This window comes from Peteryoungia algae (assembly GCF_030369675.1).
GTDB lineage: Bacteria > Pseudomonadota > Alphaproteobacteria > Rhizobiales > Rhizobiaceae > Allorhizobium > Allorhizobium algae.
In genome coordinates, this window is sequence record NZ_CP128477.1 from 1,749,349 (window position 1) to 1,772,538 (window position 23,190).

The following is a 23,190-nucleotide window of genomic DNA, read 5'->3' on the forward strand; positions in this document are numbered from 1 at the left end:
CAGCAAGATGGTTCTTCAGCCTCGTGGCAGCGACGCACGGGAATTGCGCGTGAGGTCTCCCTCCGCAATGACTGGAGCCGCGTCAACGGGCAGGTTCCGCTCATGGATCACTCTGTTGCGCCCGCAGCCCTTGGCGAGATAGAGAGCCCGGTCGGCAGCGGCATAGACCCCCTCCACGCGCCGCCCGGATATGAATTCGGCAACCCCGATCGAGACCGTCACGGCCAGTTCCTTGTCGTGGAATACACCGATGTCGGCGGCCACGATCTGGCGGACCTGTTCCAGCATGGCGAGCCTCTGCTCGATCTCGCCGCCAATGAGGATGACACCGAATTCCTCGCCTCCCAGCCGGGCCACGAGAGGCATGTCACCGAACACGCGGCCAAGAATGATGGCGATCGCCTGGATGACCTCATCCCCCGTCTGATGGCCGAACCGGTCATTGATGCGTTTGAACCGGTCGATGTCGATGATGGCAAGCGATGCGTCGCCATCATCGCCATCGAACGTGGCGAGTGCGTCGTTGAACGCGCGCCGATTGGCAAGCTCGGTCAGGCTATCCGTCTGGCTGAGATGCTCGAATTCGGCGCGAGAACGGTCGAGATCCCGGATGACGTTTCCGGCAACATAGGCCAATGCGCCAGAGAGAACACCGCCGAACAGCCAGGAGAATGCAATGACGAGCCTGGCCATCTGCTCGAGCGGCAGCGTCAGAACATGCAGTCCATAGAGCAATGGCAGCGTAGCGAAGCCTGCAATGCTGGTGGCGATGACGGATCGGAAACTGACCGCAAGGGCGAAATGCCAGACCGCGCCCGGGGCCTCGAAGCCACCAGGATCAATCCTTTGCCAAAGCCAGTTGCAGACACGAATCACCGGATGCTCCCTCATGAACATGAGCACTGGGATAGGCCCGGACACTTCCACAAATCTTAATACAATCTTTCAAATGCGAGCGATCGGGCATTTGAATGCGACCCGACCTAAAATGGCCTGAGGCATCACGAGCGTGGAGGTTGCCTGCTCCATCCCGGCCGTCCCGCGAGCCCGTCAGGCGCCCTGATGCAGATCGATCGACAGGTCCAGCAATTGCGGCAGTGGCGTCCACCAACCGGTTCGAACACCGCCGGCGCGAAGCATGGCTGCGGTCCAGATGTTGCAGCCGAGGAAGGCATTGAACGCCCCGTTCGCCTCGAAAAAGGAGTCGTCAGGGCCGTAGGACGCGCCAGAGATGACAATGGGGATATTGTCCTCCCGCACGAAGCTTGCACGGATCGCGGCGATCATCCGGCTGCGCCCCTCAACTGTGGTGGCAAGGAGACGAACCGTCGGGTGAGACAGATCGATTGGCCCTGCGACCGAGACATGCATCACCGAACGGTCAACGGTCAGTGCTCGCAGAACCGGCAGCGGCCGGATGTCACCCCAGCTCTGCGTCTCGATGTAGAACGACCGACCACCCCAGCCAAAGACGAGATAGTCGACACCGGGCATGTCGACCGGCAAACCGGCCGGGATGAGATCGGCAAACGCGGCGCGCACCTCCTCATCCACAGGCAGGGCGATGTCTGTATGGATCGGATTGGCCAGAAGCAAGATCTCACGGCCGTCACCGGCCGCTGCCGCAGCAGCTGGTGCCAGGGGGCGGGGAACGGCCGTGCCCAGCACGATCAGGATGGCCACCACACCTAGGGTGTAAGCCAGCCCCTTCATAAAATGCTTCATCTCGGTTCGGTTCAATCCACAAGTTCGAGCGGATTCTCCATCCTGCGTACCGCGTCAGCCAACCGGTCCCGGCGCGGACCGTGTTCGGCCACGGCATGTCTCCATCTTCGCACCGCCGAGGATACACCCGCAAACGATGACCGCAACGATGGAGAGATCAACCGCGCATCGGACGCGCGCTGCCTGTCGTCAGAACAGGAAATAGCGCTGCGCCATCGGCAGCTTGGCTGCCGGTTCGCAGGTCAGCAGCTCGCCATCGGCGCGCACTTCATAGGTTTCCGGATCCACTTCCACATGCGGCGTCAGGTCGTTGTGGATCATCGACTTCTTGGAAATGCCGCCACGCGTGTTCTTGACGGCCACGAGTTGCTTGGCGACACCGAGGCGATTGCCGAGACCGCCATCTATGGCAGCCTGACTGACGAAGGTGACGGATGAATTCGTGCGCGCCTTGCCATAGGCGCCAAACATCGGACGGTAATGCACCGGTTGCGGCGTCGGGATCGAGGCATTCGGATCCCCCATGGGTGCTGCCGCAATCATGCCCCCCATCAGGATCATGTCCGGCTTGACGCCGAAGAAGGCCGGGTTCCAGATCACCAGATCGGCGCGCTTGCCGACTTCGACCGAGCCGATCTCGTGGCTCATCCCATGGGCGATCGCCGGGTTGATCGTGTACTTCGCCACGTAGCGCTTGGCGCGCATGTTGTCGTTGTCGCCGGTCTCAGACGGCAGGGCGCCGCGCTGACGCTTCATCTTGTCAGCCGTCTGCCATGTGCGAATGATGACTTCGCCGACGCGGCCCATGGCCTGGCTGTCGGACGAGATGATCGAGAAGGCACCGATGTCGTGCAGGATGTCTTCCGCCGCAATCGTCTCCTTGCGGATGCGGCTTTCGGCAAAGGCGATGTCTTCCGGGATCGAAGACGAAAGGTGGTGGCACACCATCAGCATGTCGAGATGCTCGGCGATGGTGTTGACCGTGTAGGGCCGCGTCGGATTGGTCGACGACGGTATGACATTCATCTGGCCGCAGATCTTGATGATGTCGGGCGCATGACCGCCGCCTGCCCCTTCCGTGTGGAAGGCATGGATGGTGCGGCCGCGGATGGCATTGACGGTGTCCTCGACGAAGCCTGACTCGTTGAGCGTATCCGTATGGATCATCACCTGCACGTCGAATTGGTCGGCAACGGACAGGCAGCAATCGATGGCACCGGGCGTCGTGCCCCAGTCTTCGTGCAGCTTGAGCGAGGTGGCGCCGCCCAGCACCATTTCCTCGAGTGCGCCGGGCAACGAGGCATTGCCCTTGCCGGCAAACGCAAGGTTCATCGGGAAGGCATCGGCCGCCTCGATCATCCGTGCCAGGTGCCAGGGACCCGGCGTACAGGTGGTCGCAAGCGTGCCATGCGCCGGACCCGTGCCGCCGCCGAGCATGCAGGTGAGGCCCGACATCAGCGCTTCCTCGATCTGCTGCGGGCAGATGAAGTGGATATGCGCGTCCATGCCGCCAGCGGTGATGATCTTGCCTTCGCCTGCAATCGCTTCCGTGCCGGGGCCGACAATGATGTTGACGTTGGGCTGGGTATCCGGATTGCCGGCCTTGCCGATCGCGACGATACGACCGTCCTTGAGACCGATGTCGGCCTTCACGATGCCCCAGTGATCGAGGATCAGCGCATTGGTGATGACAGTGTCGACGGCGCCATCCGCACGCGTCACCTGGCTCTGCCCCATGCCGTCGCGGATGACCTTGCCGCCGCCGAACTTCACCTCTTCGCCATAGGTGGTGAAATCCTTTTCCACCTCGATGAACAGTTCCGTATCGGCAAGACGCACCTTGTCGCCCGTGGTCGGACCGAACATCGAAGCATAGGCGGCGCGGGACATCTTGAAGGACATGGCATCAGGTTCCTTGGCTTAGGGAGGAAGCGAAGAGGGGTTGCAACCGCATCACGCGGCCGCTGGCAATGAGCTGATCGACCAATCGGCGCTCGGCTTCGAAGGGATGGCCGTCCCAGCCACTATGGCCGAAACCGGCGAGGATGATCGTGTCGCTGGCATGCCGGGGATCGGACAACAGCGCCTGGATCACGACCATGCCGCTGGACGGCACGACATAGGGTTCCGCACCAAGCCCGAAGAGAGTTTCATCGAGTGCTTCATGCACCGAGCGGTGGATGATCCGGTGTTGCTTGCCGTTTGCCGTCGCAAACGCATCAAAGCCATCGGTGTAATCGTCGCAGAAGTCATCCAGTTCGGGATGGCTGATCGCGAGATCCGGCTTCAGGGCGGCAAACAGGTCGGGATCGCGCACCGACCAGATCGCGGCCGCGCGGCCGACAGCCTCGCTGTCGCGCCAGGCGGCATCGGCGAGCATGCCAGCACCCGGGCGTCCCGTATTGCAGACGGCGATCACATCGGTCTTGCGGCCGGCGGCGCCAAAATTGCGGCTGCCATTGAAGCGGATGACCATGTCGGCCGTGTCGATCAGGGGACCTGCCCCCTCATCCACCGCACCATTGCCCACGATCATGATCTGTCTAGCCCGAGCCATCGCCTCACACCCTCAATAGAGCCCGACCAGCGATTTCAGTTCTTCCGTACGGCGCGTGGTCAGCTCCGCAAGGCAGGACGAAATCGTCAAAGGCTGCATCGAACCACCCTGGACCGAGTAACCTTCGACATCGCAGGCCGCATCGCGATAGGCGAGCCAGGCGCGTTGCGAAACAAGAAGCCGCTTGGCAGCACCTTTCTGGTCCGAAGGTGGCGACGCCTTGTCCCATGCGAGCATGGCGGCGCGTGTCTCGGCCCATTGGGCATTCATCGCGGCATCGGCGTGTCGATAGTCCTCGGCCGCACATTGGTTCATGTCGACCTGGGTCATGGCATTGTTGCAATCGACGTCCCGCACGTCCTCGCCTGAGGCCGGCGCGTCTTGCAGCAATACGCAACCGCACAGCACGAGGATCACGCCCCAATTCATCGCCCGCACCATGATCGGCCTCCCACCTCCTGCATGTTACAGGCTGCCCATGACCTGCTGGCGGAATCCGTAGACTTCGCGCTTGCCCGAGAGCGGGATCAGCGTCACCTGCCGCGTCTGCCCCGGCTCGAAGCGAACGGCCGTCCCAGCGGGAATGTCGAGCCGCATGCCGCGCGCCTTGTCGCGTTCGAAGATCAGCCCGGCATTGGTCTCGAAGAAGTGGTAGTGGCTGCCGACCTGCACCGGACGATCGCCGCTGTTGGAGACTTCGATCGTCACGGTCGGATGGCCGGCATTCAGTTCGATTTCGCCTGGCGCGGCAATGATTTCCCCGGGGATCATCGATCTCTCCTTCAGCAGGTTCAGGCAGCACGCGAGGGCTGGCAGCCCTCGGCTTTGAGGATGCGTTTGGTCGAGGCCGGGTTCTTGGCGAGCTTGGCCGCAGGACGGATCGGCCGGCGCACCAGTTCACCGCCGCAGTTCGGGCAGATGCCGGCAAGCGTGGTCGAGGCGCAGTCGGCGCAGAAGGTGCATTCGAAACTGCAGATCATCGCCGGGCTCTCCGGCGGCAGATCCCGGTCGCAGCATTCGCAGTTCGGCCTCAGTTCCAGCGCCATCATCAGCTCCTCAACGAATGGGTTCGTGCACGGTCACGAGCTTCGTCCCGTCAGGAAAAGTCGCTTCGATCTGCACATCGTGGATCATCTCGGCAATGCCTTCCATCACCTGGTCCCGGGTGATGACATGCGCGCCGGCCTCCATCAGATCGGCCACCATGCGGCCGTCACGCGCGCCTTCGACGACGAAATCGGTGATCAGCGCGATCGCTTCCGGATAGTTGAGCTTCACGCCCCGCTCCAGCCGGCGACGGGCCACCATGGCGGCCATGGCGATCAGCAGTTTGTCCTTTTCCCGCGGCGTCAGATTCATGCGTGCTCCAATAGCGTGATCGTCAGAGGTTCCAGACTTTTGGCACAGAAGCGCCCCCGCGCAAGGCTGAAATGATGGGTAGAAGTATTTTTCTCAAGGCAAATCCGTCGCTGGCCGAGACACGGGCAACAAGCTTGCCTTGCCAATGACTTACGCCGCCCATTTCTTCACCGATCTGCTCACGGATTGGGCGGATCAGCGCTTCGGCGCGCGGGCTGACAAGGATGAGCGTGGCAAAGGCGACGCGACCGGCAAGGACGGCGGGCGCTGCCACGAGGCCAGCGACATCTCCCTCCAGCTTGAGGTCTTCGGCATGCAGCAATTGTCCGTCACGCCGGATCCGCCAGCGGTCGCGCACGAGGCCCCGGCTCATCGCCTCGCCCATGGCCTTGCGACCGAGCAGGATCGCCTCGACGGCGAGGAACTCGGCGTCTTCGGCAAGATCGACGTCCAGTCGGCGGGTGAGAGATGCATTGTCGAAGAGGATGCTTTCCTGTGGCAGCCAGTGCATTTTGGCGCCCGGGCCCACCTCGATACGGGTGGTGATCTGGCCGGTGCCGGCAGAAGCCTTGTAGATCTTCTCGCAGGCCTGCGTCGTCGCGGTGAGAAAACAACCAGGACCCGCCCTGAAATTCCAGTCGAACTGGTCACCGCCGGTGATGCCGCCAGCGGTGTTGATGATGACAGCCTCCAGTTCGTCGCTGAAGGTCTCGGGGAGGCGGATCTTCGCCGCCCCTTCCTGATAGAGCTCGGCGATGCGCGTGCGCCCACCGAGCGACTTGGTTACAAGTCGTCCGACACCAACGGCACGTTGCTGTCTGGTTTGCTGGTTCGCGTGCACCTTGCCCCCTGCCCGCCATCGCTGATCGCGGCGGTTTTCTGTGTGTCGGCGCAGGCAGCATCGATCGCGACCGTCGCAATCATTTCGCCGCCCGACGCCTTGAAGAACTCCCACATTCTATCGGTCGCATCAACCTCGCGGATCGCCTTGTCGTCTTTGCTGGAGGCAAGCTGGAACCGGATCGTCCGGGCGGGCCAGGCATGATCGGCACTCGCGATCACATAGGAGACGACGCTGGTGCCCGCGCGGCAATCGGTATGGGTCGATACGTCAGCGTTCTCGCCCGCCTCGAGGGCTGCCCGCGTCGCGCAGCCATTCAGTTCCGCCCAGCGATTGAGCGCCACTTCGCCGCCATAACGCCAATAGGCCCGTCCACCGCCCTCGAACGGATTGACGTGATCCTTCCTGCCCGAGAAGGCGATGATCGATACGGGCCGGCTCGGCTGGCAGCTTTCGCGACGCGGCTGCCAAACGCCGTTTTCCTCCACCGGCGTGCCGGCACGAAGCCCCATGACGAAGCCAGCCGCGGCAAAGTCGCCAAAGCCGTTGCAGATATACTGAGACAGCATCCGTCCGCCACCGGAATAGCCGGAAGCGTAAACCTTCGTGCCGTCGATGCAGAGCGTTTCCTTCGCAAGCTTCAGAAGCTGACGGATAGCGGCGGATTCATCTGCTCCCTGACCTGCGGTAACACCGGGCACGTTCCAGGCATGCGTATTGGGCAATTCGCCCTTCAGACTTCCGGCGAGCGCCATGACCACGAAGCCCTCGCGCTCGGCAACCTCGTTCCAGTGGCTGCGACCGATCTGAACCGCCGGATTGCTGTTCGAACCGTGGAAATCGAGGACCAGCGGAACCTTCTTCTTCCCTGAGTAATTTGAGGGAATGACATAGATCGCCTCGCGTTCGACGCCTCCGGACTGGAAGGTCAGCCTATGCTGGCCGGGCTCGATCGGCTCTCCGCAGCCTGCCGCATGGGCGGCAACGCTGGAGACTCCCAAGAGAAAAAGCCCCGCGACCACGCGCAATATACCGCGTGCCCGCACGTGTGGGAAAACCGTGCTGGTTGTCATGGATGTGCCTTCTGTTCGCAGATGCGCGTTCAATACCACGCGTGTCCCCAGCATCAACCCGACTTCGCTAATAAATCATCAACCCTGTCTTGCAAAATCATACGGTCAGGTGACGCCGCGCCTCCGGCGTATCGAGCGTTTCGGCCGCCCCCTGATGCACGATCTCGCCGCGATCCATGATGTAAACATGGTCGGCCAGCTCCCGGCAGAAATCGAGATATTGTTCGACGAGCAGGATCGCCATGCCGGTCGTATCGCGCAGATAGCGGATCGCCCGACCGATATCCTTGATGATGGATGGCTGGATGCCCTCGGTCGGTTCGTCGAGCACCAGGATCTTCGGCCGCGTCACCATGGCCCGCCCGATCGCGAGCTGCTGCTGCTGCCCACCGGACAAGTCCCCACCACGCCGCGACAGCATCGTGTCCAGCACCGGGAAGAGAGCAAAGATATCATCCGGGATAAAGCGGTCCTTGCGCTCGAGCGGAGCATAGCCGGTTTCGAGGTTTTCCTTGACGGTCAGAAGCGGAAAGATTTCCCGGCCCTGCGGCACGTAACCCACACCCGTGCGCGCCCGGTTGAAAGGCGCCATGCCGTTGAGCTTTTCGCCGTTGAAGCTGATCGTCCCGGCCGTCACGGCATGCTGGCCTGTGATGGCGCGCAACAGCGACGACTTGCCGACCCCGTTACGGCCGAGCACGCAGGTGATCTTGCCCATCTCGGCATTGATCGACACACCCCTGAGAGCCTGTGCGGCGCCGTAGTGCAGATTGACGTTTTCGACTGTCAGCATGATGCGGGATCCTCGCTTGGTTGGTGCAAGGGGTCACCCCCTGTGTGGGAGAGGCCCGGCAGGGCCGAGAGGCGTAAGCCTGGAAGTGCGCCCATCGTCACCGCCCCAGATAATTCTCGATGACCTTCTGGTCATTCGAGACGTAATCGATCGAACCTTCCGCCAGCACCGAGCCTTCCGCCAGGCACGTCACCTTGACGCCGAGATCGCGGATGAAGCCCATGTCGTGTTCGACCACGACGACGGAGCGGGTCTTGGCGATTTCCTTGAGGAGAATGGCCGTTTCCGCCGTCTCGGCATCCGTCATGCCCGCCACCGGCTCGTCGACCAGGAGAAGCTTCGGCTCTTGGGCGAGCAACATGCCGATCTCCAGCCACTGCTTCTGGCCATGGGAAAGGTTGGCAGCGAGCTCGTCCTTGCGATGGGTCAGGCGCACTGTCTCCAGAATTTCCTCGATGCGCGCCTTGTCCTGCGCCGTCAGGCGGTAAAACAGCGTTGCGAACACGCCGCGCTTGCGGTTGAGCGCCAGTTCGAGATTGTCCCAAACCGTATGGCTGTCGAAGACGGTCGGCTTCTGGAACTTGCGGCCGATCCCGAGCTGGGCGATCTCCGCCTCGTCGCGACTGGTCAGGTCGATCTTTCCTCCGTCGAAAAAGACCTCGCCACTGTCGGGCCGGGTCTTGCCGGTGATGATGTCCATCATCGTCGTCTTGCCGGCGCCGTTCGGGCCGATGATCGCCCTGAGCTCGCCAGGCTCTACGATGAACGAAAGCGAATTCAGCGCCTTGAAACCGTCAAACGAGACGGAGACACCGTTGAGATAGAGCAGGCTGGACGTTGTCTTGTCGCTCATGGTCTCACTCCGCAGCCACGGGGGCCGGTTGGGGTTTCACGTCGCCGTTGGCCACGTCCTTGTCCGCCTCGCGGGCATAATCCTTGCGTTTCGCAAGACTGGCCTGAACCGTTCCGACAATGCCCTTCGGCAGGAAGAGCGTGACGAAGATGAAGAGACCGCCCAGTGCAAACAGCCAGAGATCAGGGAAGGCGCCGGTAAAGTAGCTCTTTCCGACATTGACGAGGATGGCACCGATGATTGGCCCGATCAGCGTGCCGCGACCGCCCACGGCCGTCCAGACGACCACTTCGATCGAATTGGCGGGGGCGAATTCACCGGGGTTGATGATACCGACCTGAGGCACGAAGAGCGCACCGGCAATGCCCGCCATCATTGCGGAAACGACGAAGGTGAAGAGCTTGATGTTCTCGACACGATACCCGAGAAAGCGTACGCGGCTTTCCGCATCGCGCACACCGACCAGCACCTTGCCGAATTTTGACCGGGTGATGCCGGAGGCGATGACCAGGCAAAGCGCCAGGAAGATTGCCGAGAGCGCAAAGAGCACCGCACGCGTCCCGTCCGCCTGGACGGAAAAGCCGAGGATTTCCTTGTAGTCGGTCAGGCCATTATTGCCGCCGAAACCCATGTCGTTGCGGAAGAAGGCGAGCATCAGCGCATAGGTCATCGCCTGGGTGATGATCGAGAGATAGACGCCGTTCACTCTCGAGCGGAAGGCAAACCAGCCGAAGACGAAGGCCAGCAGGCCGGGAACGATCAGCACCATCGCCATGGCAACCGGGAACATGTCCATGCCGTACCAGAACCAGGGCAGTTCCTTCCAGTTCAGGAAGACCATGAAATCGGGCAGGATGGGATCGCCATAGACGCCGCGGCTGCCGATCTGCCGCATCAGATACATGCCCATGGCATAGCCGCCGAGCGCGAAGAAGGCGCCGTGGCCGAGCGACAGGATCCCGCAATAGCCCCAGACGAGGTCGAGCGCGAGCGCCAGAAGCGCATAGCAGAGATATTTGCCGAGCAGCGACATGATGTAGGTCGGCACATGCAGGGCGCTGTCAGGCGGCATCAGCAGGTTGAGGGCCGGAATGAGCAGCGCAAAGGCTACGAGAATGCCGGCGGCAATGAGGATCTTGCCTTCGAGTGCACGCAGGATGAAGCCGGTAATCATGCTTCCACCGCCCTTCCCTTGAGCGCGAACAGGCCGCGCGGTCGTTTCTGGATGAAGAGAATGATCAGCACGAGCACGAGGATCTTGCCGAGCACGGCGCCGACCGAGGGTTCGAGGAACTTGTTGAGAATGCCCAGCGACAAGGCGCCGACCAGCGTGCCCCAGAGATTGCCGACGCCCCCGAAGACCACGACCATGAAGCTGTCGATGATGTAGGACTGACCGAGATTGGGCGAGACATTGTCGATCTGGCTGAGCGCCACACCGGCAATACCGGCAATGCCCGAGCCGAGCGCAAAGGTGAAGGCATCGACCCAGGGTGTGCGGATGCCCATGGAGGACGCCATGCGACGGTTCTGGGTGACGGCTCGCATCTGCAGGCCGAAGGCGGAGCGCTTCATCAGTGCCAGAAGCGCAAAGAAGATGGTGAGCGAAAAGAGCACGATCCACATGCGGTTCCAGGTGATCGTCAGACCACCCAGCGCAAACGAGCCGGACATCCAGGACGGGTTGCCGACTTCCTGGTTGGTCGGGCCGAAAATCGTGCGCACGGTTTGCTGCAGGATGAGCGAAATGCCCCAGGTGGCGAGCAGCGTTTCCAGCGGCCGGCCATAGAGGAAGCGGATCACGCCGCGCTCGATGACCAGCCCGATTGCCGCCGTCACCAGGAAGGCAACGGGAAGCGCGATCGCGAGCGACCAGTCGAAGAGCTCGGGATAGCCGGTACGGATGACCTGCTGCACCATGAAGGTGGAGTAGGCCCCGATCATCACCATCTCGCCATGCGCCATGTTGATGATGCCCATCACGCCGAAGGTGATGGCAAGGCCGATGGCCGCGAGCAAAAGCACGGAGCCCAGAGAGATGCCGTACCAGACATTCTGGCCCATGTCCCAGAACAGAAGGCTGCTCTCGATTTTGGCAATTGCCGAGTCGAGATCGGGTGTGAGGCTTTCGTCGATGGTCGATGACACCGACATTAGGATGCCAATGGCCTCCCGTCCGCCAAGCGAGGCGACAGTATCGATCGCCGCACGCTTCTCATCGACTGAACGATCGGAGGCGAGCACCGAGACGGCGCGCGCCTCTTCCATGCGCGCCTTGACTTCCCGGTCCTGTTCGGTGGCGAGTGCCGTCTCGACCAGATCGAGGTTTTCGGCGCTCGGCGACTGTAGAACGGCCTGTGCGGCAGCAAGCCGAACGTTGCGCTCGGGGCTGAGCAGCGTCAGGCCGCCAAGTGCGGAACGGATTGCCCGTCGGAGATTGTTGTTGACCCTGATCTTGGTGAAGGCGCCTTTCGCCTCCTCGGCGATCGTCTCGCCCGTCAGCGGATCGATGGCCGCAAAATTGCGGCCGGCGGCTTTGGTGATGACCACCTGATTGTCCGACTTGCGGACATAGAGATCACCTTCGGCAAAGGCTTCGAGCGCCGGCACGACACGCGGATCACCCGTTGCGGCGATCTGGCCGAGCAGTTCTTCGGCCTGCTTGAAATTGGCCTTGCCGAGTGCGTTCAGGAGGTCGCGCGGCTCGCTCTGCGCGAACGAAGGCGCGGCAAGCGAGAAAAATAACAAAGTGAGTGTGATGAAACGAATGAGCATTCTCTTGTCCCCCGGATGGCTGGCAGCGGAGCCTGAGGAGCCCCTCATCCGCCGGCCGGCACCTTCTCCCCGCAAACGGGGAGAAGGAAATTTGCCGCGCCCTCGCCCATCGCGACCAGCATGCTGACTGGCCGTCCCCTCTCCCACGCTTGCGGGAGAGGTCGGAGCAACACGTTGCTCTGGAGGCGAGGGGCTGAGACCCAAAGGCTAGCTGATCAGCTACCCTTGCCGCCGCACTTGCCGGTAGCAACGTTGAAGTTGCCGCATTCCATCGGCTTGCGCCAATCGGAGATCAGGTCCTTGGAGTCAGGCAGGTAATCGGACCACTCGTCACCGACGACAGACGGGGTCTGCTGCACGATTTCAAACTGGCCATCCGCCTGGATTTCACCGATCAGGACCGGCTTGGTGATGTGGTGGTTCGGCATCACGGTCGACGTGCCGCCGGAGAGGTTCGGAACGGCCACGCCAATGATCGAGTCGAGAACGGCATCGGTCTCGGTGGTGCCGGCAGCTTCGACGGCAGCAACCCAGGCCTGGAAGCCGATGTAAGCGGCTTCCATCGGGTCATTGGTGACGCGCTTGTCGTTCTTGGTGAAGGCGTGCCAGGTATCGATGAATTCGGCATTCACAGGCGCATCGACGGACTGGAAATAGTTCCAGGCGGCGAGATGGCCGACCAGCGGAGCCGTGTCGAGACCGGCGAGTTCTTCTTCACCGACGGAGAAGGCGACGACCGGAATGTCTTCGGCCTTGATGCCCTGGTTGCCCAGTTCCTTGTAGAAAGGAACGTTGGCGTCACCATTGATGGTTGAGACGACAGCAGTCTTCTTGCCTTCCGAGCCGAACTTCTTGATGTCGGATACGATCGTCTGCCAGTCGGAATGACCGAACGGCGTGTAGTTGATCATGATGTCGGCTTCGGCAACGCCCTTGGACATCAGATAGGCTTTGAGGATCTTGTTGGTCGTCTGCGGATAGACGTAGTCGGTACCGGCCAGAACCCAGCGCTCGACGCCTTCGTTTTCGGCGAGATAGTCGACGGCCGGGATGGCCTGCTGGTTCGGAGCGGCACCCGTGTAGAAGATGTTGCGCGAGGATTCTTCACCCTCGTACTGGACCGGGTAGAAGAGGATCGAGTTCAGCTCTTCGAAGACCGGCAGGACGGATTTGCGCGAGGACGAGGTCCAGCAACCGAAGACGGCCGCGACCTTGTCCTTTTCGATCAGTTCGCGGGCCTTTTCGGCAAAGAGCGGCCAGTCGGAGGCCGGATCGACGACGACGGCTTCGAGCTTCTTGCCGAGAACGCCACCCTTCTTGTTCTGCTCTTCGACGAGCATCAGCATGGCGTCTTTCAACGTGGTTTCAGAAATTGCCATTGTGCCGGACAGCGAATGCAGGACGCCGATCTTGATGGTCTCTTCCTGGGCGAATGCGCCGTGGAAGGCCGTCGTCGACAGCATGGCGCCGAGCAGGGCGCCGGTCAGTTTCATCTTCATGGACATTGTTGTGATCCCCTCTTCTTGGTCGCAACCGGTCGGTTAATGAGTGTTAACCGTTGCTGAAGGGGACTATCGGATGCTGCGACGCAAAAACGTATACGTCGTTTAACGTAGGTCGGGGGGTAAAAGACGGAACCGGCGCCCTCGAATGCCGGTCTCCAACACATAGCGTGGCACGAATACGATAACGGGTTGTTCGCGAGGGCGGCGAGCTTCTATATGGGAAGGGACCAAGTAAGGAAGCATCATGGAATTACCGCCGCGCCGAAGCGCCCTCAAGGAAGCAACATGGAACGCCCATATGGCGCTCGATGCGCTGGTCGGCGGTTTCGCGACGGCTGCCGACTATCGTCGCTATCTCGCAGGGATCGCCGCCTTTCGCCTGCCGGTCGAGGCTTGGCTCTCCCAGCATGCCCTGCCCCAGGCCTTTTCCGACTGGGAACCGGGTCTTGTCCGGGACGAACTGAGGGCCGACCTGTCAGATCTCGACACACCGGAGCCTGAGGCGCCCCGCGCCTTCGCGCCGCCCCAGGGTGACGGTATCGTCGGCTTGCTTTATGTGCTGGAAGGCTCCTCGCTCGGAGCCCGCCTCCTTGCAAAACGTGCAGAAGCCCTTGGCTTTTCAGCCGACTACGGCGCCCGACATCTTTTTTCACAAGCACGGAACTTTTCGAACTGGCGTGCGTTTTCCGAGCGTATGGAGAACGTGTGTGTATACGATGCCCGGGCAGCCGCGGACTGGGCAAACACCGCTTTCGACTATGCCCGTGATGCCTTCGAAAGCGCGATGAATGCTGACCACGCCGTCCGTTGACCTGACCAATTGCGATCGCGAGCCGATCCATATCCCCGGCGCCATACAGCCGCACGGATGTCTTATGGCCTGCGACCCCGCCATCACGACGGTCCGCCGTTACTCGGCCAACGCGCCTGACATGCTTGGCTTGCCGCAGAGACTGGAAGGGCAATCCATAGCGGACCTGTTCGGTGCCGACGTAACCCACGACATCAGAAACGCCATTGCTGCAGCACCCGATGCGAGCCGTCCGGCGGTCATCGCCCATCTGCCGCTCGCCAACGGCCAGCATTTCGACGTTGCCGTCCATCGCCAGGTACAGGGCGCGATCCTCGAATTCGAACCGTCTCTGAGGCGCACCCAGCCCCTGCAGCTTGCGCGCGAAATGATCGGCAGGATCAGGGACATCAACGATATCGATCTCCTGATCTCCGCATCGGCGAAACTTGTTCGCACGGTGCTCGGCTACGACCGCGTGATGATCTATCGGTTCGAGGACGACGGTTCGGGAAAGGTTGCGAGCGAGGCCAAGCGGCACGATCTGGAGAGTTTCCTCGGCCAGTATTTTCCAGCGACCGACATCCCCCGCCAGGCGCGCGTCCTTTATATGCAAAACCCGATCCGGGTCATCTCGGATGCCCGGGGCCTGCGGGTAAATCTGCTGCCGGCGGCAGACGAAGTCGTTGCCCCGCTTGATCTCTCCTTTGCCCATCTGCGCAGCGTCTCGCCGATCCACTGCGAGTATCTGCGCAATATGGGCGTTGCGGCCTCCATGTCCATCTCCGTCATCGTCGATGACAGACTATGGGGCCTGATCGCCTGCCACCACTACGCGCCAAAGACGCTCACTTTGTCGGAGCGGATCGCGGCGGAAATGTTCGGCGAGTTCTTTTCGCTGCACCTCCTTGCGCTCAAGCAGAAGCGCAAGCTCGACATCGCGAACGAGGCCCGCCGCTCGCTGGATCGGTTTCTGCAGGCGGCCTCCCACCACACGGACCTCGACAATATCCTGACGAAAGCCCTGCCGGAGTTTCAGTCGCTCTTTGCCTGTGACGGCGTGGGCATGTGGATGAACGGACGCTGGACCGCCATCGGCGCCGCCCCGCCGCACGGGCGGGAAGTTGATCTCACTCGATTCGTCGGGGAAGTCGCTGACGGCCGCATCTGGTCGACGAAGGCGCTGTCGCGAGACTATCCTCCGGCTGCGGACTATTTCGAGGACGTCTCCGGCGTCATGGCAGTTCCTCTGTCGCAAATTCCGCGTGACTATCTCTTCTTCTTCCGCAAGGAGCGGCTGCAGACCCTGAACTGGGCCGGCAATCCGGAGAAGACCTATGAAAGCGGTCCTCTGGGCGACCGGCTGACCCCACGCAAGAGCTTTGCCATCTGGAAGGAAACCGTGCAGCGTCAGGCGACGCCCTGGCGCGATTCCGACTTCGAGATCGCTGAAGCGATCCGCTCGGCCATCGTCGAGATCGTCCTGCGCCATAACGAACTGATGCATGAGGAGCGCAGCAAGTCGGACGTCCGCCAGCGCATGCTCAACGAAGAGCTGAACCATCGGGTGAAGAACATTCTTGCGGTGATCAAATCGCTCGTCACCTCCCCCTCGCAGGAGGATGGACCGATCCAGGATTACATCGGTTCCCTTCGCGGCCGCATTCACGCGCTGTCGCATGCACATGACCAGTTGACCCGAGGTGGCGGCGGCGGCACGCTGAACGACCTGCTCGACGCAGAACTCCTGCCCTACCGCGCCGGTCGCAGCACGATCGTCGTCAAGGGACCACGCGCGACACTCGACGCCCGCGCCCATGCCGTGGCAGCCCTGGTTATCCACGAATTATGCACCAATGCTGCCAAATACGGCGCCCTGTCTCGCGATGGGGGAAGGCTTGAGGTCACCTGGCAGGTAAATGACGGTGGTAATTGTGTGCTTCACTGGAGTGAGACCGGTGGCCCACCCGTCGGCCCGATCGGCCGAAAGGGCTTCGGTTCGGCGCTGATCGAGCGTAGCATACCCTACGATCTCGGCGGCACGAGCCGGCTGGAATATCGTCCGGAAGGCCTCGATGCAGAGTTCTGCCTGCCGGGACGCTTCCTCACCTGGGAGAGTGAACCGGTGCATGCGGAAAAACTCCTGGAAGCCGAAGGCGGTGTGCTGGCGGGTCCCCAGAGCATCGCGGGCTTGCAGGTGCTGCTGGTGGAAGACCAGGTCCTCATTGCCATGGATGCCGAGATGATGCTTGCCGATGCGGGCATCGAGACGGTCGTCACGGCGAGTTCGAGCGGCGATGCCCTGAACCGCCTGAAGTCGTTTACGCCGTCCATCGCCGTGCTCGACATCAATCTCGGACGCGACACCTCGGTGCCCGTGGCCGAGGAATTGGTGCGCCGTGGCATCCCCTTCGTCTTCGCAACAGGTTATGATGATCGCTCGCTGGTGCCCGACGAACTCCTCTCGGTGCCGGTCGTCCGCAAGCCCTATGACGCCAGCGCTCTCGTCAGGGCCCTCGCGGATCGCCTGGCAGCCACATTGAACTCCTGAGGCAAGGCGGAACCATCCGCTCAGCGATTGTCGCAACGCCGCGGCCGCTGGCGACCATGGTTTCATCGGCACGGAGCGCATCCTCGTCGACGGCCGGATCGCCTATCGGCTGGACTACCACGGTGGCCTGATCAAGCCCTGACAGCCCTTGCTATTCTGGACAATCCCGTGAAAATGCCTAAAGGAAAGCCACCCATAACAAGGCGCTAGATTTTAGGCATGGCCGCACGCCAACGCATCATTCCCGTACGCCGCGAATACAATCGCTGGGTGGCGAACCAGACTCTCGAAGACTATGCCCTGCGCTTCACGGCCAAGAGCGCACGTCAGTTTTCCTCGAGCCGGATTTCCCAGACCGCGATCGGGGCGATTTCCTTTCTCGCACTGGAAGCGATCGGCGGAACGATCACCATCGCCTACGGCACGACCAATGCCTTCTTCGCCATCGTCGTTGCCGCGATCCTGATGCTGCTGGTCGGCGTTCCCATCAGCAAATATGCAATCCGCCACGGCGTCGATATCGACCTCCTGACCCGCGGCGCCGGCTTCGGTTACATCGGATCAACCATCACCTCGCTGATCTATGCCGCCTTTACCTTCATGCTCTTTGCCATCGAAGCCTCGATCATGACCAAGGCGCTGGAACTCGCCTTCGGGATTCCGCTCTGGCTCGGCTACATCATCTCGGCGATCGTTGTTCTGCCGCTCGTCACCTATGGCATCCGGATGATCTCGAAGTTCCAGCTGCTGACGCAGCCTTTCTGGATCATCCTCAATATCCTGCCTTTCGTCTTCATAGCCTTTCTCGACTGGGAGAAGATCGATCTCTGGCGCGCCTTTGCCGGCATCGACCACACCAATGCCAATCTGGGCCAGCCGGCCCCCTTCAACCTGCTGGAATTCGGTGCAGCCTCGGCGGTCATCCTTGCCCTGATGCCGCAGATCGGCGAACAGGTCGACTTTCTGCGCTTCCTGCCGCCGGAAGGGGCCCGCAAACTGCATCACCGCATCGCCATCTTTCTTGCCGGCCCCGGCTGGGTTGTCCTGGGCGTCCCCAAGCTGCTTGCCGGCTCCTTCCTCGCCGTGCTGACGCTCTCCACCGGTGTCCCGATCAGCGAGGCCGCCGACCCCGCGCATATGTATGTCGCAGCCTTCGGCTACATGCTGCCGAACGAGACGGCAGCCATGCTTCTGATGGCCGGTTTCGTGGTCGTCTCCCAGCTCAAGATCAACGTGATGAATGCCTATGCAGGCTCGCTCGCCTGGTCGAACTTCTTCTCGCGCCTGACCCACAGCCATCCGGGCCGTGTCGTCTGGCTGGTCTTCAATGTTGCCATTGCCCTCCTGCTGATGGAGCTTGGCATCTACGGGCTGCTTGAGGAGACGCTAGGGATCTTCTCGATCATCGCCATGAGCTGGCTCTGCGCCATCTCCGCCGATCTCTTCATCAACAAGAAGCTAGGCCTTTCACCGCCCGGCATCGAGTTCAAGCGCGCCCATCTCTACGACATCAATCCGGTTGGCTGCGGCACGATGGCGCTTTCCGCGAGCCTGGCACTGGCCGCCCATTTCGGCGCCTTCGGCTCAACCATGGCCTCGCTCTCGACCTATGTCACGCTTGTCGCCTTTGTCATTTCGCCGTTCTTAGCCTGGCGGACGGAGGGCAAGTACTACCTCGCCCGCAAGCCGCGCCACAGCTGGAAGAACCAGACCGATATCACCTGTTCGATCTGCGAACACCCGTTCGAGCCGGAGGACATGGCCTGGTGCCCCGCTTATGCAGCCCCGATCTGTTCGCTCTGCTGCACGCTCGACAGCCGTTGCCATGACATGTGCAAGCCGCATGCGAAGATCAACGCCCAGGCCGCAACCGTCGCCCGCGCCCTGCTGCCGAAATCGGTGATCGAGACTTTTGCCACACGCCTTGGCCGCTACGCCATGACGGCCATGATCTCGATTTCCGTCATCGGCGTGATCCTTGCGGTCATCGCCCATCAGGTGAATGCTGCAACGCCCGAAATGACCGATGTGGTCAACCGAACCGTGACCGTCGTCTTCTTCATCTTCGCCATCATCGCCGGTATCGTCACCTGGTTCTACGTGCTCGCCCATGACAGCCGCGTCGTGGCAGAAGAAGAATCGTCCCGCCAGAACACGCTTCTGCTCAAGGAGATCGCCGCCCACCGAAAGACGGATGCCGCTCTGCAAAATGCCAAGGAGACGGCGGAGGCCGCCAACCGCGCCAAGAGCCGCTATGTCGTCGGCCTCAGCCACGAACTGCGCACCCCGCTCAACGCCGTGCTGGGCTATGCCCAGATCCTCGAGCGGGATGAAACCATCCCCGTTCCGCGCCAATCCGCGATCAAGGTCATCCGCCGTTCGGCCGACCATCTCTCCGGCCTCATCGACGGCCTGTTGGACATTTCCAAGATCGAGGCCGGCCGCCTGCAGGTCTTCTCCAATGAAGTCAATATCCAGGACTTCCTCGACCAGTTGATAGACATGTTTGCCCCCCAGGCTGCAGCCAAAAGCATTCTTTTCGAACATCAGCGCTCCCGGAACCTGCCGCTCTATGTCCGAACGGACGAGCGTCGCCTGCGCCAGATCCTCGTCAACCTGCTTTCGAATGCAATCAAGTTCACCGACGAAGGCACGATCCGGTTCGATGTCGACTATCGTAGCCAGGTCGCGACCTTCACGATCAGCGACAGTGGCCGTGGCATCTCGGAAACGGACCTGAACCGGATCTATGAGCCCTTCCAGCGCGGCGAAGCAGACAATGTCCGCCCGATGCCGGGGCTGGGGCTGGGGCTGACGATCACGAAACTCCTGACCAACACCCTGGGCGGCGAGATAGCCGTCACCAGCGAACGCGACAAGGGATCCACCTTCAAGGTTCGGCTGATGCTGTCTGCCATCGACCGCCCGAACACCGCCCCGGCCCCGGAGCGCCGGATTGTCTCCTACACGGGGCCCCGGCGAACCATCGTCGTCGTCGACGACAACGAGGATCACCGCGAACTGATGCGCGAAGTCCTGGCCCCGCTCGATTTCGTCGTGCTGACGGCGGCAGGTGGACCTGAATGCCTGACGCTGATCCATGGCGTCAAACCGGATCTCTTTCTCGTCGACATTTCCATGCCCGGCATGAACGGATGGCAACTGGTCGAAAGACTGCGCGACGCCGGTCAGAAGGCACCGATCCTGATGCTCTCTGCCAATGTCGGCGATGCCCCGGCAGCCGATGGCGAAGGCCATGACGACGCCATTGCAAAGCCGGTCGACATCTCCCGCCTGCGCGACAAGCTCGCGCGTTTCCTCGGCCTCGACTGGATCTATGCCGACAATCCGCGCCTCTTGCAGCAGACAGTCCGCCAGGATCGGCCACTCTCGCCGGGCGCGCTGCATCTGGAGGAATTGATCAGTCTCTGCGATATCGGCTATGTGCGCGGCATCGAGGCGAAGCTCGCCGAACTCGGAAGCATGGGAAGCAATGCCGCCTTCATCGAAACCGCCCGCGCTTATGTGCGAGCCTTCGACATGGCGGGTCTGCGCAACTTCCTGACCTCGTTTGAAACCGGCAGGGAGTCGATCCATGGCTGAGGCGAATCGCCGAGACATCGTGCTTCTGGTGGACGACAGTCCCGATGCTCTCGGCTTCCTCACCGAAGCTCTGGAGGCCTCGGGCTATTCCGTCCTGATCGCCACCTCCGGCCACGGCGCCCTGTCGATCGTCGCCCGCATCAGTCCCGACCTCATTCTGCTCGATGCCGTCATGCCTGGCATGGATGGGTTCGAGACCTGCCGCACCTTGAAGGCGGATCCCGCGGTCGCCCAGGTGCCTGTCATCTTCATGACGGGTCTGACGGAAACGGAACATGTCGTGAAGGCATTGGAATCCGGCGGTGTGGATTACCTTACCAAGCCGATCAACATCGACGAATTGCGCGCCCGCATCCGCGTCCACCTGTCGAATGCCCGCTCCGCCCAGAGTGCGCGCGTGGCGCTCGATGCTGCCGGCCGGCATCTGCTCGCCATCCGCGGTGACGGTCAGGTGCACTGGACGACACCTCAGGCGAGCCGCCTGATCGAAACCGCGATCGGCCATGCCGACGGCATTGGCGAAGTCGCAAAGGCCGCAGCCGCCTGGCTCTCCCATCGCCGCGCCAGCACGGCCGCGCAATCCGAATCAAATTTCCCCTTCCCCGGTGCCACCGGGCTGCCACTCACACTCTCGCTGCTGGGCACGATCGGCGCGGACGAATATCTCTTCCGCCTGACCTCCGCCAACCGTCAGAGCGAAGACGAGATGCTGCGTGAACGCTTCAGCCTCACACACCGCGAAAGTGAAGTCCTGCTCTGGATTGCCAAGGGCAAGGCCAATCGCGACATTGGCGAAATCCTGGGGCTCTCGTCCCGCACGGTGAACAAGCATCTCGAACAGATCTATTCCAAGCTCGGTGTTGAAAACCGCGCCTCGGCAGCCGTGAAAGCCGCAGACGTTCTGCGGGAGACGTGAGAGACAGCAGGCAGCAGGCAACTCGCCAGCCGAAGCAATGCCGCTAACACCAATTCGAAGGCTTGCCATCACGCGCCCGGGCGATGGCCAGATCTCGGCCGGCCTCCCGCCTGCTGCTCATTGGCTACGGCCCTTCTCCTACCCTCCAGAAACGCAGAAAGCCCGGCGCGAGGCCGGGCTTTCCGTCGGTCCGATGAAGGATCGAATTAGTCCTGGAAGTACGAGTACTTGCCGTCCTCGCCCTTCTTCCAGGTGTACATGACGTAGTCCGGACGGGTGATGTCGCCCTTGGCGTCGAAGGACAGTTCGCCGATAACGGTCGTGTACGGACCCTTTTCCTTCAGCGCCGTGGCAACGGCTTCCGTGTCGGCCGAGGCAGCAGCCTTGGCGGCGTCAGCGATGACCTGGAGAGCAGCGTAGGAGTACAGCGTGTAGGCTTCCGGCTCGAAGCCGGCATCGCGGAACTTCTTCACGGCGTCAGCAGCGTTCGGGTTCTTGCGCGGATCCGGCGGGAAGGTCATCAGAGTGCCTTCGACTGCGTCACCGGCGATCGAAGCAAGTTCGTTCGAGGTGATGCCGTCGCCGGACATCAGGGTCGCGTCCAGGCCCTGGCTGGCCATCTGGCGCATGATGAGACCGGCTTCAGTGTGCAGACCGCCGAAGTAGACGACGGATACGCCGGCTTCCTTCATCTTGGCGATCAGAGCCGAGTAGTCCTTTTCGCCGGCAGTGATGCCTTCGTAGATGACTTCGGTCACGCCGAGTTCGTTCATGGCCTTCTTGGTTTCGTCGGCAAGACCCTGGCCGTAAGGCGTCTTGTCATGAACGACGGCAACCTTGGCGTCCTTGAAGTTGTCGGAAATGTACTTGCCGGCAACGGCGCCCTGCTGGTCGTCACGACCGCAAACGCGGAAGGTGTTCCACAGGCCGCGCTCGGTGTAGTTCGGGTTGGTCGAAGCAGGCGTGATCTGGAGGATGCCGTTTTCGGCATAGACTTCAGAAGCCGGGATCGAGACGCCCGAGTTGAAGTGACCGATGACGAATTTCACGCCGTCAGCAACGAACTTGTTGGCGACGGAAACACCCTGCTTGGCGTCCGACACGTCGTCGCCGAGGACGACCTTGATCATTTCGCCGTTGATGCCACCGGCAGCGTTGATGTCGGCAGCAGCCTGCTCGGCACCCTTCTGGAGCTGTGCACCGAAAGCCGCGTTCGGGCCGGTCAGCGGGCCGGCGACGCCAACCAGGATATCGGCGTAAGCGTTGCCGCCGAAGGCAACCATGGCCGTCAGCGCAACTGCCGAAAGAAGAGACTTCTTCATATTGTTACTCCCAAGTTTTTTGTGCGGGTTAGGTTGAAAACCCTGCGCAATACCCGCTGCGACTGCGCCGGAAAACTGTTCCACTCTTTGTATACGGCCGAGGCCTTGTCTTATCGCAAGTCGACGTCCTCTGCCGGCAATCTGCGACAGAAAACAACAACTTGTCAATCTTTGTTCTTCCACGAGAAATACGATGTTCTCTCGTAGAGCCAGTAGTAGTTGTCGACCATCTGCGTGGTGCGGCGCGACCGGAAACCGGCCACGGCAAACACCATCAGGATGACCACGTCGAGCACGTAGAAGAAGGGGCTGACGAAGGGACCCGCAAACAGCGAATAGTGCAGGAACCGCATCGCGAAGCCCAAGCCCAGCACGTAAACGAGCACCGTACCATAGCCGCTCCAGCCCTCGGCTGCGGCCTTGCCGGTCCGCCACGCGGTCCATATGCCAAGCAGCATCACGAGGAACCGCAGCACGAGCCGAACGGTGGTGTCGCTTTCGAAAAACAAACCTTGCATGTCAAATTC

Annotated in this window: 21 protein-coding genes; 4 read left to right on the forward strand and 17 right to left on the reverse strand. The window is 61.6% G+C overall.

Annotation, left to right across the window (positions count from 1 at the left end):
• Positions 1-15: 15 nt before the first annotated feature.
• The 15 genes from QTL56_RS08565 to urtA form a co-directional block, all read right to left on the reverse strand.
• Positions 16-876, reverse strand: a complete 861-nt coding sequence (locus QTL56_RS08565; protein WP_245136270.1) for a GGDEF domain-containing protein — start codon at positions 874-876, stop codon at positions 16-18.
• Between the two features lie 174 nt (positions 877-1,050).
• Positions 1,051-1,725 carry a TIGR02117 family protein gene (locus tag QTL56_RS08570; protein ID WP_245136268.1) on the reverse strand — a complete coding sequence of 225 codons (675 nt, stop codon included), beginning with the start codon at positions 1,723-1,725 and terminating at the stop codon, positions 1,051-1,053.
• 189 nt (positions 1,726-1,914) lie between these two features.
• Entirely contained in the window at positions 1,915-3,627 is a 1,713-nt protein-coding gene (gene ureC / locus QTL56_RS08575; protein WP_245136266.1) for an urease subunit alpha, read from the reverse strand.
• A gap of 4 nt (positions 3,628-3,631) precedes the next feature.
• Entirely contained in the window at positions 3,632-4,282 is a 651-nt protein-coding gene (locus QTL56_RS08580) for a glycosyltransferase family 29 protein (RefSeq protein WP_245136264.1), read from the reverse strand.
• A gap of 12 nt (positions 4,283-4,294) precedes the next feature.
• A complete protein-coding gene (locus QTL56_RS08585) occupies positions 4,295-4,723 on the reverse strand; it encodes a lysozyme inhibitor LprI family protein (protein ID WP_245136263.1) in 429 nt (142 codons plus the stop codon).
• Between the two features lie 24 nt (positions 4,724-4,747).
• Positions 4,748-5,053 carry an urease subunit beta gene (locus QTL56_RS08590; RefSeq protein ID WP_153762644.1) on the reverse strand — a complete coding sequence of 102 codons (306 nt, stop codon included), beginning with the start codon at positions 5,051-5,053 and terminating at the stop codon, positions 4,748-4,750.
• Between the two features lie 20 nt (positions 5,054-5,073).
• Positions 5,074-5,328, reverse strand: coding sequence for a DUF1272 domain-containing protein (locus tag QTL56_RS08595; RefSeq protein WP_245136262.1), 255 nt, complete (start codon positions 5,326-5,328; stop codon positions 5,074-5,076).
• A gap of 10 nt (positions 5,329-5,338) precedes the next feature.
• Positions 5,339-5,641, reverse strand: a complete 303-nt coding sequence (locus QTL56_RS08600) for an urease subunit gamma (RefSeq protein ID WP_054148370.1) — start codon at positions 5,639-5,641, stop codon at positions 5,339-5,341.
• A gap of 22 nt (positions 5,642-5,663) precedes the next feature.
• Positions 5,664-6,482: an urease accessory protein UreD gene (locus tag QTL56_RS08605; protein WP_229574407.1), complete on the reverse strand. Its 819-nt coding sequence runs from the start codon at positions 6,480-6,482 to the stop codon at positions 5,664-5,666.
• The gene (locus QTL56_RS08610) at positions 6,425-7,555 is read right to left on the reverse strand and encodes a CE1 family esterase (RefSeq protein WP_245136260.1); all 1,131 of its coding nucleotides are present in this window, start codon (positions 7,553-7,555) and stop codon (positions 6,425-6,427) included. Before QTL56_RS08610 ends, QTL56_RS08605 begins: the two co-directional genes overlap by 58 nt.
• 97 nt (positions 7,556-7,652) lie before the next feature.
• Positions 7,653-8,348 carry an urea ABC transporter ATP-binding subunit UrtE gene (gene urtE, locus QTL56_RS08615; protein ID WP_229574409.1) on the reverse strand — a complete coding sequence of 232 codons (696 nt, stop codon included), beginning with the start codon at positions 8,346-8,348 and terminating at the stop codon, positions 7,653-7,655.
• 97 nt (positions 8,349-8,445) lie between these two features.
• Positions 8,446-9,201, reverse strand: coding sequence for an urea ABC transporter ATP-binding protein UrtD (gene urtD, locus QTL56_RS08620; RefSeq protein WP_229574410.1), 756 nt, complete (start codon positions 9,199-9,201; stop codon positions 8,446-8,448).
• A gap of 4 nt (positions 9,202-9,205) precedes the next feature.
• A complete protein-coding gene (urtC, locus tag QTL56_RS08625; RefSeq protein WP_245136258.1) occupies positions 9,206-10,375 on the reverse strand; it encodes an urea ABC transporter permease subunit UrtC in 1,170 nt (389 codons plus the stop codon).
• Positions 10,372-11,976: an urea ABC transporter permease subunit UrtB gene (urtB, locus tag QTL56_RS08630; protein ID WP_245136256.1), complete on the reverse strand. Its 1,605-nt coding sequence runs from the start codon at positions 11,974-11,976 to the stop codon at positions 10,372-10,374. Before urtB ends, urtC begins: the two co-directional genes overlap by 4 nt.
• Before the next feature lie 215 nt (positions 11,977-12,191).
• Complete coding sequence (gene urtA, locus QTL56_RS08635; protein WP_229574413.1) at positions 12,192-13,481, reverse strand: urea ABC transporter substrate-binding protein; 1,290 nt, start codon at positions 13,479-13,481, stop codon at positions 12,192-12,194.
• 244 nt (positions 13,482-13,725) lie between these two features.
• Here urtA and QTL56_RS08640 point away from each other — a divergent pair, with 244 nt between their 5' ends.
• From QTL56_RS08640 to QTL56_RS08655, 4 genes are all read left to right on the forward strand, one after another.
• Positions 13,726-14,292, forward strand: a complete 567-nt coding sequence (locus QTL56_RS08640) for a biliverdin-producing heme oxygenase (protein WP_245136254.1) — start codon at positions 13,726-13,728, stop codon at positions 14,290-14,292.
• On the forward strand, positions 14,270-16,822 hold the full coding sequence (locus QTL56_RS08645) for an HWE histidine kinase domain-containing protein (RefSeq protein WP_245136252.1): 2,553 nt from the start codon (positions 14,270-14,272) through the stop codon (positions 16,820-16,822). Before QTL56_RS08640 ends, QTL56_RS08645 begins: the two co-directional genes overlap by 23 nt.
• Before the next feature lie 219 nt (positions 16,823-17,041).
• Entirely contained in the window at positions 17,042-20,425 is a 3,384-nt protein-coding gene (locus tag QTL56_RS08650) for a hybrid sensor histidine kinase/response regulator (protein WP_245136249.1), read from the forward strand.
• Positions 20,418-21,341, forward strand: a complete 924-nt coding sequence (locus tag QTL56_RS08655; RefSeq protein WP_229574417.1) for a response regulator transcription factor — start codon at positions 20,418-20,420, stop codon at positions 21,339-21,341. The genes QTL56_RS08650 and QTL56_RS08655 overlap by 8 nt, the downstream gene beginning before the upstream one ends.
• Before the next feature lie 206 nt (positions 21,342-21,547).
• Here QTL56_RS08655 and QTL56_RS08660 read toward each other — a convergent pair whose 3' ends face one another.
• Entirely contained in the window at positions 21,548-22,663 is a 1,116-nt protein-coding gene (locus QTL56_RS08660; protein WP_229574418.1) for a branched-chain amino acid ABC transporter substrate-binding protein, read from the reverse strand.
• A 164-nt stretch (positions 22,664-22,827) separates the two neighbouring features.
• Complete coding sequence (locus QTL56_RS08665; protein ID WP_229574419.1) at positions 22,828-23,181, reverse strand: DUF6867 family protein; 354 nt, start codon at positions 23,179-23,181, stop codon at positions 22,828-22,830.
• Positions 23,182-23,190 lie beyond the last annotated feature (9 nt).

Coding starts and splice junctions, on each gene's coding strand:
- QTL56_RS08585 (WP_245136263.1), bottom strand. CDS start 4,723: ATGGTGCGGGCGATGAATTGGGGCGTGATCCTCGTGCTGTGCGGTTGC.
- ureC (WP_245136266.1), bottom strand. CDS start 3,627: ATGTCCTTCAAGATGTCCCGCGCCGCCTATGCTTCGATGTTCGGTCCG.
- QTL56_RS08645 (WP_245136252.1), top strand. CDS start 14,270: ATGCTGACCACGCCGTCCGTTGACCTGACCAATTGCGATCGCGAGCCG.
- urtD (WP_229574410.1), bottom strand. CDS start 9,201: ATGAGCGACAAGACAACGTCCAGCCTGCTCTATCTCAACGGTGTCTCC.
- urtE (WP_229574409.1), bottom strand. CDS start 8,348: ATGCTGACAGTCGAAAACGTCAATCTGCACTACGGCGCCGCACAGGCT.
- QTL56_RS08650 (WP_245136249.1), top strand. CDS start 17,042: ATGGCCGCACGCCAACGCATCATTCCCGTACGCCGCGAATACAATCGC.
- QTL56_RS08590 (WP_153762644.1), bottom strand. CDS start 5,053: ATGATCCCCGGGGAAATCATTGCCGCGCCAGGCGAAATCGAACTGAAT.
- QTL56_RS08665 (WP_229574419.1), bottom strand. CDS start 23,181: ATGCAAGGTTTGTTTTTCGAAAGCGACACCACCGTTCGGCTCGTGCTG.
- QTL56_RS08660 (WP_229574418.1), bottom strand. CDS start 22,663: ATGAAGAAGTCTCTTCTTTCGGCAGTTGCGCTGACGGCCATGGTTGCC.
- urtB (WP_245136256.1), bottom strand. CDS start 11,976: ATGCTCATTCGTTTCATCACACTCACTTTGTTATTTTTCTCGCTTGCC.
- QTL56_RS08570 (WP_245136268.1), bottom strand. CDS start 1,725: ATGAAGCATTTTATGAAGGGGCTGGCTTACACCCTAGGTGTGGTGGCC.
- QTL56_RS08610 (WP_245136260.1), bottom strand. CDS start 7,555: ATGACAACCAGCACGGTTTTCCCACACGTGCGGGCACGCGGTATATTG.
- QTL56_RS08655 (WP_229574417.1), top strand. CDS start 20,418: ATGGCTGAGGCGAATCGCCGAGACATCGTGCTTCTGGTGGACGACAGT.
- QTL56_RS08640 (WP_245136254.1), top strand. CDS start 13,726: ATGGAATTACCGCCGCGCCGAAGCGCCCTCAAGGAAGCAACATGGAAC.
- urtC (WP_245136258.1), bottom strand. CDS start 10,375: ATGATTACCGGCTTCATCCTGCGTGCACTCGAAGGCAAGATCCTCATT.
- QTL56_RS08595 (WP_245136262.1), bottom strand. CDS start 5,328: ATGGCGCTGGAACTGAGGCCGAACTGCGAATGCTGCGACCGGGATCTG.
- QTL56_RS08600 (WP_054148370.1), bottom strand. CDS start 5,641: ATGAATCTGACGCCGCGGGAAAAGGACAAACTGCTGATCGCCATGGCC.
- QTL56_RS08580 (WP_245136264.1), bottom strand. CDS start 4,282: ATGGCTCGGGCTAGACAGATCATGATCGTGGGCAATGGTGCGGTGGAT.
- urtA (WP_229574413.1), bottom strand. CDS start 13,481: ATGTCCATGAAGATGAAACTGACCGGCGCCCTGCTCGGCGCCATGCTG.